The 13,533-nt window shown below is 68.8% G+C and carries 12 protein-coding genes and 1 pseudogene; 7 read left to right on the top strand and 6 right to left on the bottom strand.

Annotated elements, in window-relative coordinates; genetic code table 11:
* Window positions 1-12 precede the first annotated feature (12 nt).
* The 4 genes from GRX66_RS04930 (at window position 13) to purQ (ending at window position 4,013) form a co-directional block, all read left to right on the top strand.
* The gene (locus GRX66_RS04930) at window positions 13-801 is read left to right on the top strand and encodes a PGF-CTERM sorting domain-containing protein (RefSeq protein ID WP_159525538.1); all 789 of its coding nucleotides are present in this window, start codon (window positions 13-15) and stop codon (window positions 799-801) included.
* Window positions 802-943: 142 nt separating this feature from the next.
* Window positions 944-2,656, top strand: coding sequence for a S8 family serine peptidase (locus GRX66_RS04925; protein ID WP_159525537.1), 1,713 nt, complete (start codon window positions 944-946; stop codon window positions 2,654-2,656).
* A 431-nt stretch (window positions 2,657-3,087) separates the two neighbouring features.
* Window positions 3,088-3,342, top strand: coding sequence for a phosphoribosylformylglycinamidine synthase subunit PurS (gene purS, locus GRX66_RS04920; protein WP_159525536.1), 255 nt, complete (start codon window positions 3,088-3,090; stop codon window positions 3,340-3,342).
* Window positions 3,339-4,013, top strand: coding sequence for a phosphoribosylformylglycinamidine synthase I (gene purQ, locus GRX66_RS04915; protein WP_159525535.1), 675 nt, complete (start codon window positions 3,339-3,341; stop codon window positions 4,011-4,013). Before purS ends, purQ begins: the two co-directional genes overlap by 4 nt.
* A gap of 3 nt (window positions 4,014-4,016) precedes the next feature.
* On the opposite strand, the gene GRX66_RS04910 is transcribed toward purQ, so the two are convergent.
* Window positions 4,017-5,312 carry an acyl-CoA thioesterase/bile acid-CoA:amino acid N-acyltransferase family protein gene (locus GRX66_RS04910; RefSeq protein ID WP_159525534.1) on the bottom strand — a complete coding sequence of 432 codons (1,296 nt, stop codon included), beginning with the start codon at window positions 5,310-5,312 and terminating at the stop codon, window positions 4,017-4,019.
* 209 nt (window positions 5,313-5,521) lie between these two features.
* On the bottom strand, window positions 5,522-6,622 hold the full coding sequence (locus GRX66_RS04905; protein ID WP_159525533.1) for an archaeosine biosynthesis radical SAM protein RaSEA: 1,101 nt from the start codon (window positions 6,620-6,622) through the stop codon (window positions 5,522-5,524).
* A gap of 84 nt (window positions 6,623-6,706) precedes the next feature.
* On the opposite strand from GRX66_RS04905, the gene GRX66_RS04900 reads away from it, so the two are divergent.
* On the top strand, window positions 6,707-7,795 hold the full coding sequence (locus tag GRX66_RS04900) for a molybdopterin-dependent oxidoreductase (protein ID WP_159525532.1): 1,089 nt from the start codon (window positions 6,707-6,709) through the stop codon (window positions 7,793-7,795).
* On the opposite strand, the gene GRX66_RS19835 is transcribed toward GRX66_RS04900, so the two are convergent.
* Together GRX66_RS19835 and GRX66_RS04890 are read right to left on the bottom strand one after the other, a co-directional pair.
* Window positions 7,779-8,150: a VanZ family protein gene (locus tag GRX66_RS19835; RefSeq protein ID WP_159525531.1), complete on the bottom strand. Its 372-nt coding sequence runs from the start codon at window positions 8,148-8,150 to the stop codon at window positions 7,779-7,781. The two genes, GRX66_RS04900 and GRX66_RS19835, sit on opposite strands and share 17 nt — an antisense overlap.
* Entirely contained in the window at window positions 8,147-9,202 is a 1,056-nt protein-coding gene (locus GRX66_RS04890) for a phosphoribosylaminoimidazolesuccinocarboxamide synthase (RefSeq protein WP_159525530.1), read from the bottom strand. The genes GRX66_RS19835 and GRX66_RS04890 overlap by 4 nt, the downstream gene beginning before the upstream one ends.
* A gap of 150 nt (window positions 9,203-9,352) precedes the next feature.
* Here GRX66_RS04890 and cofH point away from each other — a divergent pair, with 150 nt between their 5' ends.
* Window positions 9,353-10,723 (top strand): 7,8-didemethyl-8-hydroxy-5-deazariboflavin synthase subunit CofH, encoded by a 1,371-nt coding sequence (gene cofH, locus GRX66_RS04885; RefSeq protein ID WP_159525529.1) that lies wholly within the window; start codon window positions 9,353-9,355, stop codon window positions 10,721-10,723.
* A gap of 27 nt (window positions 10,724-10,750) precedes the next feature.
* Here the strand turns inward: cofH and GRX66_RS04880 are convergent, their stop codons facing one another.
* Complete coding sequence (locus tag GRX66_RS04880; protein ID WP_159525528.1) at window positions 10,751-12,826, bottom strand: adenosylcobalamin-dependent ribonucleoside-diphosphate reductase; 2,076 nt, start codon at window positions 12,824-12,826, stop codon at window positions 10,751-10,753.
* A gap of 207 nt (window positions 12,827-13,033) precedes the next feature.
* Between GRX66_RS04880 and GRX66_RS04875 the strand changes: the two genes are divergently transcribed.
* Entirely contained in the window at window positions 13,034-13,267 is a 234-nt protein-coding gene (locus GRX66_RS04875) for a hypothetical protein (protein WP_159525527.1), read from the top strand.
* Here the strand turns inward: GRX66_RS04875 and GRX66_RS04870 are convergent.
* Window positions 13,264-13,533: pseudogene (locus tag GRX66_RS04870) on the bottom strand (7,8-didemethyl-8-hydroxy-5-deazariboflavin synthase subunit CofG); the annotation flags it as partial. The gene GRX66_RS04875 and the pseudogene GRX66_RS04870 overlap by 4 nt on opposite strands.

The following is a 13,533-nucleotide window of genomic DNA, read 5'->3' as shown; positions in this document are numbered from 1 at the left end:
AACTACAACACGATGACACAACACAACGACGGAAGGCGATGGATGCCCGCCGCTGCACTCGTAGCCGTGGTGCTCCTCGTCACTGCCGGGTTCGCCGGCGTCGCGGTCGCGGAACCGCCGCAGCCGCCCCACCGGTTCTTCGGAACCGTGGAGGACGCCGACGGACAGGCAGTCGAGGGCGTGACGGTCGACGTCGTCTACGACGGCGACGTGGTCGCGTCCGATACGACTGACGAGGACGGCTTCTTCGACATCCGCGTTTCGAGCGAGGACGTCGCAGAGGGCGAGACGGTAACCGTCACGACAGGCGACAGTTCCAGGTCCTTCGAGTTCACGTCCAGCGGGTCGACGGAAGTCCCGCTCACGGTGGACCGCGACTCGGATGACACCGACGACGGGAGCGACGGCAGCGATGACACCACCACGACCACCACGACGCCGGCCGCGACGACCACCACAACGAGTGGCGGTGGTGGCGGCGGTGGCGGCGGTGGCGGCGGTGGCGGTGGCGGCGGTGCGACGACCACCGAGCAGCAGACGACGGAGCAGCAGACGACGGAGCAGCAGACGACGGAGCAGCAGACGACCGAACAGTCGACCACCGAGCAGCAGACGACCGAACAGTCGACCACCGAGCAGCAGACGACTGACGATCAGGGGGGTCCAGAGACGACGGCAACGTCCGAGGAAACCACTGATGACGGAGACGACGAATCAGGTGGTTCGATTCCCGGCTTCGGTCCGGGGGTAGCAATTGTCGCGGTTCTCGCGGCTGCGTTACTCGCGCTCCGACGCGGGTAATCAACTGCTACTGCGGTTTTATCGATGCGTGGTAGCGACGGCTCGAATAGCGCATGCAGCGTCGCCGTTTGGGGGGCCGAGTAGAAGCTGTTCTCGACCAAACAGGAGTAATTATATATACTGATAGTATATACTGAATCCCATGGGGCAAACTCGCCGAAACTTCCTGAAAACGGCTGCCGCCGCGGCAGGCGGCATCGCACTCGGTAGTCAAACGGTCGTCGCGAAAGGCGTTCTCGAAAACCAGTTCTTCGTCGACACCGAGTCCAGCGACTCGGACGCGTGGCGACAGGACGTGGAGATCATCGACGAGGCCGAAGCGACCGGCTTCGCGTCGGTTCGCGGTGCGGAGAGCGACCTCGAGGGATACGGGCTGGACTTCGCACGCGAAATCGAGTACGAAATCTCGCCGCCCGACGTCCCGGAGGGCGCGCCCGCGTTGACCGAGGACGCCGAACCCGACGTGCCGTCTCCGGAGGCCCACAAGGGGAGCGGAACGCCGGCTCCATACCCCCTCCAGTGGGACAAAGAAGCACAGAACGTCCGCGCCCTCCACGAGGAAGGCATCACCGGTGACGGCGCGACGGTCGCGATCATCGACAGCGGCATCGACGCCGACCACCCGGATCTCCAAGCGAACGTGAATACGGACAAGTCCGCGAACTTCTCGACGGCCGACGGCATCGGGGCCCGTGGCGAATACCACGGGACCCACGTCGCGGGTATCGTCGCTGCCTCCGGTGATAACGCGTCCTCCGGCGGCCCGTACGTCGTCGGGAACGCGCCGGACGCCGAACTCGTCGACCTGAAGATTTTCCCGTTCAAGTCCAGCGCAAGTATCATCAGTGCCGTCGAGCACGCGATCTTGTACGCGGACGCGGACGTCGCGAACATGAGCTTCGGCCCGGGCAGTCCGTACGGCCCCAGCGTCGACTCCCACCTCAGCGAGAAGGCCTACCGCCAGCTCGGTGAACTCGCAGTCGAGAACGGGACGCTGCTCGTCGAGTCTGCGGGGAACGCCGACGCGAACATCGACGCAGTCCCGGAAACAGTGACGAACACCGGGAAGGGGACTGTCGAGGGCTATCTGGAAGTCAGCGCCACGGGTCCCGTCTCAGATTCCGGTTCTCTGCCCGAATTCGGCACCATCGCGCCGACACACGCCCCCGCGTACTACACAAATTACGGTCCGGAATCCATCGACGTCAGTGCGGAGGGCGGGAACGTTCTCGGGACGGACTTCGACGGCGTCCTGAGTACGATGCCGCCCGAGGCGACGGGCGGATTCACTCGCATCGGTCCCAACGACGAGTACGGGACGCTCCACGGGACGAGCATGGCCGCACCGAACGTCGCTGGCACGGCGGCACTCATTGCGGCCGAGAACCCGGACGCGTCGCCCAAGCAGATTCGGTACCTGTTGAAGAACACGGCGACTGAACTCGACGTGGAGTACCCCGACATTTTCGGGATTTTCGGCATCGGACTCGGCTACTTCGAGTCGACGAACGGAACAATCTTCAACGACTTCGAACTGGAGGACCCGTACACGTCCCAGCGGTACCGCGGTGACGGTCACATCGACGTCACAGAGGCCGTCGAAAAGGGCGTTCCGGACGCGCTCGAGGGCGGTATTCAGGTCAAGGGCACTACCTACTACCCGACGGACCCCGACAACGACGGCCTGTACGAGGACGTGAACGGTGACGGGGTCGTCGACATGGAGGACGTCGAACTCCTCTACCAGATCGCGCTGCGGAACGTCGTCGGACCGGACACCGAAGCCTTCGACTTCAACGGCGACGGTCGGTTCGACATGTACGACGTGCAGCAGCTGGTCCGCGAAATCCAGTAACGGGCAGCCGAGTTTTCGGCGGCGCTGCCCCATCGGTTGTCGACGACGCGGTAGTTTTCTGCGTGCGTTCTCCTGCGGTCAGCCGCGAGTCCCTGGACGGCACTCGCCGTTCGGGAGTGTGGTCCGTCCTCCCCGTGGAATGCTGGTGTCACCATAACGCGGACGCTGCTGGTGCGACTGTACCCCGAAACACGGTTCGTGGCTGAAGCGGCGCTACTGGCTCAGAAGTACACAGAGCGTCGTCGGACCGGGGTGCGCCTCCGTCGCGTTGCTGGGTCGGTCACCGAGTCACTCGTCGGGCAGGCTGTCAGCGGGGGTACGTCGGTGCGTTCGCGCGAGCGCTGCCAGTTCGGCCCCGATCCTTATTCACGTTCGTGTATCTTCGTGCGTTTCCAAAAGAGTCTTTGACCACGGACGCCCACATTCAGTCGATGACTGCGTACACCGCGACGGTGACGGTCCGACTCAAGCACGGGGTCCTCGACCCGGAAGCCGAGACCACGCAGCAGGCGCTCGAACGCCTCGGATTCGACCTCGAGGACCTGCGCTCGGCGGACCGCTTCGAGATCGACGTGGAGGCCGCCGACGCCGACGACGCGGCCGACCGCGCGGGCGAGATGGCCGACCGACTGCTCGCGAACCCGACCATCCACGACTACGACGTGGCGGTCACCGAGCAGGAATGACAGTCGCCGTCGTCCGCTTCGGCGGGTCGAACTGCGACCGGGACGCCGTCCGCGCGCTCGAACACATAGGCGTGGACGCCGACATCGTCTGGCACGAGGACGGCCTCCCCGCGGACGTCGACGGCGTCGTGCTGCCGGGCGGGTTCTCCTACGGCGACTATCTGCGCGCCGGCGCGATGGCCGCTCACTCCCCAATCATGGACGAAGTCCGCGACCTCGCAGAGAACGGCGTTCCCGTGCTCGGCGTCTGCAACGGCGCACAGATCGGCTGCGAGGCGAGCATGACGCCGGGCGCGTTCACGACGAACGCCAGCGCGCGCTTCCAGTGCGAGCACGTCACGGTGCGCGTCGAGCGCGCGGACACCCCCTGGACAGCAGCCTACGACGAGGGCGACGTCGTCACGCTCCCCATCGCGCACGGCGAGGGACGCTTCGAGATCGGCGAGGACCGCTACGACGACCTGGTCGCCGAGGACCGCATCCTCTTCCGCTACTGCGACGAGGACGGCAACGTTACCGACGACGCGAACCCGAACGGCTCCCGCGGCAACGTCGCCGGCATCCTCGGCGAGCGCGACACTGTCGCCGTCCTGATGCCCCACCCAGAGCGCGCGACGCTCCCCGAACTCGGGCTGACGGACGGCCAGGGCGTCCTGACCGCGTTCGCCTGACGGTTATTCTCGGAGCGTTTCGAGCGCGTCGATGGTGATGCACCAGGACTCCTCGTCGGCGGTCGCTGCGCCAGACGGGGTGCCGCCGAGGACGAAGTTCGGTTCGCCCTGTTTCTCGCGGGTACTGCGCTCGGTCGTCGGGTGGTACGGCAGGAAGATGCTGTGGCCTGCCTCCTCGAAGGCGTAGTGGCTCACCGTGCCGGGCGCGTCGGCCATCGCGTCGGCGAGGGTCTCGCTCATCTCGCTGGCCGGCCAGACGCCATCGTCGCGGCCCGAGACGAGCACGACGTCCGCGGTCACGTCGTCGACGGGGAGCCTCGCCGCGTCGAGGGCGTCCTGCGGCGCCTCGGCGACGAAGGCCTCGTACATCTGGCGCGTGCGGAGGCCGCGCTCTGTTTCCGCTGGTCGCCCCTCCGGGCCTGGGTGCGGGAGCAGCGGGAGGGGGTCACCGTCGACTGTCCAGGCGCACGGCGGCGGACCGCACCCTCCTTCGTCGCACGCCCCGAACCAGGCGTACGCACTCGGCGCGTAGGCAACGACGACCCCGACGTCGGCGCGCTGGTTCGCGGTGAGGAGCGCGAGTTCGCTCCCGCGCGACGCGCCTACGACGCCGACGTCGCCATCCGTAACACCATCGAACTCCCGGATACGCTGGATAGCGTCTCCGACGTACGAGACGGGGACCTGCGCGAAATCCTCCGGGACCGGACTCGGGCCGCCGAAGTACCGGAGCGCCAGCACCGCGAACCCGTGGCTGGCGAGCACGCGGGCCTTCCGGCCGTACGTTTCGCCGCCGGACCCGTGGAGCGCAACCACGCCGGGATGCGGGCCATTCTCGGTGGAGACGTAGAGAGTGCCGGCGACGCCGTCTGTCTCGGGGTCGAGGTCGCAAGCCTCGACGTTCGGCGCGACGCGCCGTGAGACGGTCTCCTCCGCGAGGACGTCGCCGTCGACTGTCGCGGTGAGGTGGAGGTCCGTGGCTTCACGATCGTCGTGGGTGTCGACTTGGTCGTCCCCTATACACTCGGCGAACTGCACCAGTCCCATCGGGCGCACGCCGTCGTAGTCGCCGGCAACGGGGGCGTGCTCCGTGAGGTCGACGTGGCCGTCGGCGTCGGCCTCGAACGTCGCCTCGCTGGCCCACTCCGTCCCGAGGTCCGTGAACGAAGCTTCGACCCTGACCCGCTCTCCGGGGTCGAGGCCGGCGACAGCGAGCGAGAGCGAGTCGTCGACGGGGGCGTCGGCGGGGACCTGAATGGTCGGCGCGGCGGTGCTGTCTGCTGGAGCGTTTGCTGGCATGGTGGCGTTGTGACTGGGGGCGTTCAGGTGGTAGTACGCGAACGGCGACGAGCACGGTGCCCGCCGCGAGCGGTCGATGTGGGTGTCTGGATGCGACGGCAGTAGCTATGGAGAACTGATAGAAGAAGCCACCGATTTAATTTCAGTCTTCCCCACGCTTAATAATTCTCGGCCTGAGGACTTAGTGGTTTTCCCGACTGTGCTGACACTTACTCCGCCAGCGGCAGATTGTAACTCGTCTCGCGCTCCACAACGGCCTCGTGAGTCGCCTCGCACTTGCAGGACACCTCCGAGAACACCGAGGGGTCCTGCCGGAGGTCGAAGTCCTTGATGGCTTCCTGCACGAGGTCGTCGCACTCCCCGCAGTTGTGCGGTCCCCGATCGCTGCCGTGCCCGACGGGGTCCGAGACCACGATGACGTCGGCGTCAGCGGTCGACTCCAGCACGTCGGCGACGCTCCAGAGCCACGGCGGCCGGTAGCCGCCCCGGAAGTGCAGCTGGTCGACCATCGTGTACCGCTGGACGTTCGTCGGGTTCATCGACACCGTGTGGCAGCCGTCGACGGCCGCGCAGTCGCGCACGGACCGGGTCATGTCCGCGATGGCCTCCGACTCCGAGAGGAACGGCGGCTTCATCAGGAGGTACGCTTTGACGCCGGCGCCGGCGGACGTCGCCTCGGCGTCGGCCGCCCGGGCCTCCGCGCACGCCGCTTCGAAGTCGCTGAAGTCGAAGTACTTGTTCACGCAGTCGTGGCGCACGCGGTCGTTCGCGGTCTCCAGGCCGACCGCGACGTCCGTCTCCAGGCCGACGTCGGTGAAGTCCGCGATCTTCTCGCGGTCCACGAAGTCCGGCAGGCTCTCGACGACGATGCGCTCGCGGTCCGCGAACGTCTCGGCGATGGCCTGCCGCGTTTCCGCCGGGACCTCGCGCTCGTCGAGGAACGACCCGCTCGTGTAGATCTTCACGAGCCCGCTGTCGTGGTCGGCCTCCTCGCGTTCGTGGTCGAGACACGCCTCGACCTGCGCCAGCAGGTCCTCGTGGGCGACGCTTCCGCCCTCGACGGACTCGGCGACGTAGCCGCACATCGTACAGCCGCCGGCGCGCGCCCACCGGCACCCACCGGTGTTCAGGATGATGGTGAGGCTCTGGTAGACGCCGTCCGGCGTGTTGTCCTCGTCAAGCCACACGCGAGTCGGCTCGTCGGGCGCGTAGTCCTTCGACCCCTTCTCCTCGCGCAACTCCCGCATCACCTTGTTGTGGGCGTCCATCCCCCGCCCCTGCTCGTAGACCTCCGCGCTCGGCTCGCTCATTGGTACGCAGAAGCCGTCGCTGCCGTAAAGCCGCTTCGTCTGTTCTCCCTGCTGTTCTTGAACGCTCGGTGCCAACACGCCACTATGAGCCTCCGGGGCACGCTCGCTGCCGCCGTCGACGCTCTCGAACCCCGGCCGCGTCTCGTAGACTGGTCGCTGTTCGCGCTCGTCGCCGCGGAAACGGTCACCGGCCTCGTGTCGTTCACGGTCGGGACGCCCAGCGGGTGGCCGGTCTTCTGGCTGCACCGCGTGCTCGGCGTGCCTATCCTCGCGCTGCTGGCGTTCAAACTCGCTCGCGTCCGCGGAAACCTCGCGAACCCCGGGAACTGGCGACCCACCACCCTGCTGTCCGTCGCTACCGCACTGCTAGCGGTCGGTGCGGTCGCCACCGGCGCCGCGTGGGTGTTCGGCGTGGACGTCCGCGTCTCCTACTGGTCGCTGCTGAGCGTGCACGTCGCGTTCGGCCTGGTGTTGCTGGCGGTCGTTCCGGTGCACGCCGCGACGCGCTTCCGACCGCTCCGCCGTCGCGACGTCGAGGGCCGACGCAGCGCGCTCCGGTACACCGGGCTGTTCGTAGCCGGCGCCGTGGCGTACCGCGCGCAGGAAGCCGCCAACGCCGCGCTCGAGACGGCGGGCGCGGACCGCCGGTGGACTGGCTCGCAGCCCCGAGACGGTGACGGTAACGACGCGTTCCCCGTGACCTCGTGGGTGGCCGACGACCCAGCCCCCGTCGACCGCTCGGACTACCGGCTGTCCGTGGCGGGCCGCGTCGAGACGCCGCTCGAAGTGGCCGTCGACGACGTCGACGCTGGCGACGAGACGCGCGCGCTCCTGGACTGCACGAGCGGCTGGTACACGGAACAGGACTGGTGCGGCGTCCGCGTCGGCGACCTGCTCGAATCCGCCGGCGGCGCCACCGACGGCGCCGCGTGGGTGCGGTTCGTCTCCGTCACGGGCTACCGCTGGAGCCTCCCCGTCGAGGAGGCCCGCGACGCGCTGCTGGCGACGCAGGTCGGCGGCGAGCGCCTGACGCACGGCCACGGCGCGCCGGTCCGACTCGTCGCGCCCGGCCGGCGCGGCTTCCAGTGGGTGAAGTGGGTGACGCGGGTCGAGGTCCGCGCGCGCCGCGACCCCGCGCAGTGGGTCGTCACGCTCGTCAGCGGCTTCGACTGAACTCGAACGCGAGCGCGCCGGACCAGGCACCCACGAAGTTCGCGAACGCGTCCAGCACGCTCGCGGTCCGGCCGACGAACGGCTGGACGACTTCGACGCCGGCACCGAGGAGGGTGACAGCGACCACGACGACCGCCAGTTGTCGGAGGGTTCGCGCGTTGCGCGCGCCGGCGACGAAGAACGCAATCGCTCCGTACCCCGCGGCGTGCATGAGTTTGTCAGCCCCGGACGTCACACCGCTGGCCGTGGACGCGGGCGCCAGCGACGCCGCAACGACGGTGACAGTCACGAGCACCGCAGCCGTCCACCACTGCCGCGGCGTCAGCGTGCGGGGGGACAGCGAGCGCGGCGTCACTCCTCGAAGACGGCGAGGGCGTCGTCCAGCCGCGGGGCGTCGAACCACTCGTGGCCGGTGTAGCGGTTCGCGCCCGCCGCGTACATGTCCGCCGTCGCCTGCACGAGTTCGTCCGGGAGCGGGTCGGGCGATTCCTCGCAGAGGTCTCGCCAGTCGGCGACCCCGCGGTCGTCGGCCTCCTGCTTGGCCTCGCCGACGGCCTCCACCCACCCGGGGTCGGTACGCTTGTAGTACTGGCGCACGACCTCCTTTGAGACCTCGCGGCCGTCGTACGCGAAGCGGTTCTCGTCGAACGTCCCCACGACGTCGGCGACGCGGAGCTCCCCGTCCACGTACAGGCACTCGATCTTCCCGTCCTCGTGCGTGAAACCGGCACGCTCGGCGCGCTCCGTGACGACGCGGTTCACTTCCCGTGCCAGGGCGTCCAATCGCTCGATGGCTGCCTCGCCGGCGATCTCGTCGGCGGCCGCCCGCGACAGGTAGCGGTCTTGCTCCTCGTACTTCGTGGAGAACTCGACGACTGGCTCCGGGAGGTCGACCGGCTCGTCGGGCCACTCGTCGTAGTCGAGGTCGAACTCGCGGGGGTCCCGGCGCGTCCGGAGGCTGGAGCCGACCGGCACGCTGTTCCGGAACACGACCTCCAGCGGGACGAGGTAGTTGCCGTCCGCGGCGGCGTGATAGGCGTCGTAGTCGTAGCCGTTGTGCGTGCCGCCGCCGTCGCCCTCGAAGGGGAGGTCGGGGACTTGCGTGAGGCCGACGACCATCTCGGTCGGCGGTTCGGCGGCGTCCGCGAGCGGGACGGTCTCGGCGTCAGCGCCGTCTCCGGCTCCGCCGTCGCGAACTCCCTCGTAGTGCGTCGGGACGCCCTCGGTCTCGAGGAGTTCGAAGTTGAACGCGCCCATGGTGCAGAGGCTGGCGCCCTTCCCGGGAATCAGGTCGGGCATCTCCCCCCAGTCGAAGACGGAGTACCGGTCGCTGAACTCGAAGACACCGCGACCCAGCGCGTCCGCTTCCGGCCCCGCCTCGACGCGGAGGTCCTTGACGCTCTTCATGCGTGTACGGGCGTCGGGGACCACCATGAATCTTTCACTCCCGTGCCCACAACCCCGCCGTTTCGAGTGGAGATGTGCACGTTCGCGCAACGCAGCGCCGGGTTGGCCGCTGTGGCAGGCTTTTTGCCCGTGGCTGTACTCCGGGCGACCATGACTGCGGACGCCAGCGACGTCGACTTCGACGTGGTCCCCGAGACAGACCAGTCGTTCGAGAACGCGCTGGCGAACGCCCGCGCCGGCCGCCGCCTCACGGTCGCGGACGGCATCGAACTCATCACCACGGGCACCGACGTCGACGGCATCGACCAGCGGCGCAAGGAACTCGTCCTCGAGGCCGCGGACCGCCGCCGCGCCGACGTCGTCGGCGACGAGGTGACGTTCGTCGCGAACGTCAACAACAACGTCACCACGGCCTGCAACACCGGCTGCCTGTTCTGCAACTTCAAGGACACCGCCCACCAGTTCGAGACCGACCACCACGAGGACCACGCCGGGTTCACGAAGACGCCCGAGGAGTCCAAGGCGGTCGTCGAGGACGCCGTCGATCGCGGCGTCTACGAGGTCACGTCAGTCTCGGGCCTCCACCCCGCGTTCGGCCTGAACGACGAGCACCGCGAGACGCTCGACCCTGACGACCCCGAGCACAACTACAAGCCACCCGAGCGGTACACGACCGACCCACACACGTACGTCGACCAGATCCGCGCGATGAGCGACGCCGGCGCGCACGTCCACTCCATCACGCCCGAGGAAGCCGAGCACGCCCAGCGCGGCGTCGACTGGGGTTACCGCGACGTCTACGCGGCACTCGCCGACGCCGGCCTGGACACCGTCCCCGGCACCGCCGCCGAAATCCTCGTCGACGAGGTCCGCGACGTCATCTGCCCCGGGAAGATCGACACCGCCGAGTGGGTCACCGCGATGGAGGCCGCCGCCGACGTCGGCCTCCCGATGACCGCGACCATCATGTACGGGCACGTCGAGAACGCCGCCCACCGCGTCCACCACCTCGACGTCGTCCGCGACCTCCAGGACCGCACCGACAACATCACCGAATTCGTGCCCCTATCCTTTGTCCACCAGCAGACGCCGCTGTACGACCGCGGCGTCGTCACCGGCGGCGCCAGCGACGCCGAGGACGAACTCATGGTCGCCGTCTCCCGGCTGTACCTGGACAACGTCGACCACATCCAGTCCTCGTGGGTGAAGTTCGGGAACGCGAAGGGGCTGAAACTCCTGCACTGCGGCGCCGACGACTTCATGGGAACCATCCTCAGCGAGGAGATCACGAAGCGCGCGGGCGGCCAGCACGGCGAGTTCCGGTCGGTCGCCGACTACGCCGACATGATCACCGCCATCGGCCGCACGCCGGTCGAGCGCTCAACGGACTACACGGAACGCCGCGTTCTCGACCCGTCTGCGGACACTCTCGGCCCGCGACTCGGCCCGAAAGCCGACGGCACGCCGCTGGTCCCCGAACGCGACGACGCCGCCCGCGAACTCGCGAGCGCCGACGACTGAGACACTCGCTGCGCCCCGTCCGGCGCCTCAGTCCACGCTCCCGGTCTCCTCCGGTTTCGTGGTCAGCACCTGCGCCGTCCGCGATCCGGCCCGGTAGACCGTCACGCCGACGCAGCCGAGGTCAACGGCGAGGCGGTACGCGTCCGCGACATCGTCGCGAGTGGCGTCGTGGGCGACGTTGATGGTCTTCGACACGGCGCCGTCGACGTTCGCCTGGAACGCCGCCTGCACGCGCACGTGGGCCTCCATCGGCAGGTCGCGGGCCGTCGGGAACAGGTCCAGAATCTCCCCGGGGACGGACAGCGAGTGCGCGCCCTCGAACTCGCCCTCCCCGAGCAGGCGCTTGGCCTCGGCTTCGACCGCGTCGACGTCGACGTCGTTGGCCGCCAGCACGCGCAGGAAGTAGTCGTCGAACTCCACGAGCGGTTCGGCGCCCTGGACGTCCCGGCCGACGTTCTTGAAGTAGACGACCTCGTAGATGGGCTCACAGCCCCCCGAGGTGTCCGCGATCATCGACGTGGTGCCGGTGGGCGCGACGCTGGTCACGCCGTGGTTCCGAATCGGGAAGCCGTCGGCCCAGTCCTCGGGGTCCTCCCCCGTGTGCCGGCGGAACCACGAGGCGTACCGGGTGGGGTGGGCGTACTTCGACTCGTCCCAGCGCGGGAACCGGCCGCGCTCGGCTGCGAGCTCCCGGCTGGTCGCCGTGGCGACGTGGTCGATGCGCGCCATCACCTGGTCGGCGACCTCGACGCTGGCGTCGCTGCCGTACCGCACCCCCAGTTGGACCAGTAGCTCGGCGAAGCCCATCACGCCCAGCCCGATCTTCCGGCGGTCCGCGACCGTCTCCCGTATCTCCGGCAGCGGGTACTCGCTGACCGTGACGACGTCGTCGAGGAACCGCGTCCCCCACCGCGTCACTCGGTCCAGGCGTTCGACGTCGAGGGCCTCCGCGAGGAACGCCTCGACGCGTGCCTCGAGGTCGCCGCCGTGCTCGAAGTCGCTCCACAGCGGCGCGTCCTCGGCGGCCATCAGCGAGAGGTTGACGTGCCCGAGGTTGCACGCCTCGAAGTCCTCCAGGGGTTGCTCGCCGCAGGGGTTCGTCGCCTCGATGCGGTGGCCCGGGTGGGTGTCGACGTCGAAGGCGTGCTCGCGGTTCGCGCGGTCCACCTCGAACACGCCGGGTTCGCCGTTCCGCCACGCGCCGTCCACGACCAGGCGCCACACGAACCTCGCCGGTAGCGACATCGGCTCCCCGACCTCGACGAGGTCGCCGCGGAACTCGTCGACGCCGACGACGTCGTCGCCGTAGTCGCGCCAGACGTTCTCCGGGACCGCCCGCGGGTCGGCGTCAGCGCGACTGGCGTTGTAGAACGCCGCCGTCGCCTCGGATACCTCGTGCACGTCGCCCGTGCGCGGGTTGTAGATTTCGTAGCTGTCGTCGGCCTCGAGGGCCGCCCAGAAGTCCTCGGTCACCGCCACGGAGACGTTGAAGTTCTCGAGGGAGTCCTCCTCGCGTTTCGCCACGCAGAAGCGGCCGATGTCCGGGTGGTCCACCCGGAGCACCCCCATCTGTGCGCCGCGGCGCTTCCCGCCGGCCTTCACCGTCTCGCACATCTGGTCGTAGACGCGCATGAACGACACCGGCCCCGACGCGACGCCGCCCGTCTCCGCGACGACGTCGCCGCGCGGCCGGAGGTCCGAGAAGGAGTACCCGACGCCGCCGCCTGACTGGAACACGCGGGCGGCCTGCCGCACCGTGTCGAAGATGTCGTCCAGGTCGTCGTCGGGCGACAGCACGAAACACGCCGCCAGCTGACCGAGGGGTCCGCCCGCGTTCATCAGCGTCGGCGAGTTCGGTAGGAACTCCAGTCCGGTCATCGTCTCGTAGAACCGATCGCTCCACGTCTCCGGGTCGTCCTCCGCGCTCGCCACCGCGTCGGCCACCCGCTCGAACATCTCCGCGGGCGTCTCCAGAATTCCGCCGTCTTCGTCGCGCAGCAGGTACCGCGCGGGGAGAATCCGCTCCCGGGCGTTCGCCGTGAGTCGCTCCTCGACGGTGTCCCCCGTGACCCGCTTCCGCGGAAGCGTGACGTCCCCGGGCATTCAAATCAACTACCTAACTAGAGCGACGGCGCCGCCGGGGTTAGTCGTTGGGGGCCTGACGGCCCCGGTTTCCAGCAGCGTCAGGCCTCCCGCGGGTCGCCGTCCAGCACCGCGCGGAACCGCCGGCCGGCGTCGTCCTCGGGGCGAACCGCGATGCGTACGGCACTCACCGCAACGAACTTGTCGACTGCCGAATAGACTTACCGCATGGTCGCCCCAACCGGCGTCGCGCTCGGCCTCGCCATCGCTGCCGTCGGCGTCCTCGACCTTCGGCACGCCCACGGCGTCGCCCGGTTCGAGGAGCGCCTCGACGCCATCGGCTCCGCCACAGACGCCAGCACCGTCGAACCGGCGGCGTGGAAAGTCCAGCTCACGAAACTGCTCGGCGGCGTCACGGTGGCGTTCGGCGTCATCGTGCTCGTCCTCGCGCTGCTCGACTAGTCACTCAATACAGCGCGGAACCGCCGGCCGGCGTCGTCGTCGGCCCGGACGGCGTCCGCGATGCGCTCGGACACCCACTCGTTGCTCGCGGCCCCCTCGTCGGGGAGGAAGCGCTCGTAGACCGGGAGGCGCTCGCGCAGTGGGACGCCGCCGTGGTCGGCGATGGCCTCCAGTTCCCGGAGCGCCGGCCACGCGTAGTCCGGATTGATGTGGTCCCGTGTCACCGGCGACACGCCCCCGAGGTCCTCGACGCCGCAGTCGCCGAG

The sequence above is a fragment of the Halobacterium bonnevillei genome (genome assembly GCF_009831555.1).
GTDB lineage: Archaea > Halobacteriota > Halobacteria > Halobacteriales > Halobacteriaceae > Halobacterium > Halobacterium bonnevillei.
The sequence above is the reverse complement of the archived record's forward strand: the minus strand, read 5'-3'. Positions and strand labels throughout refer to the sequence as shown.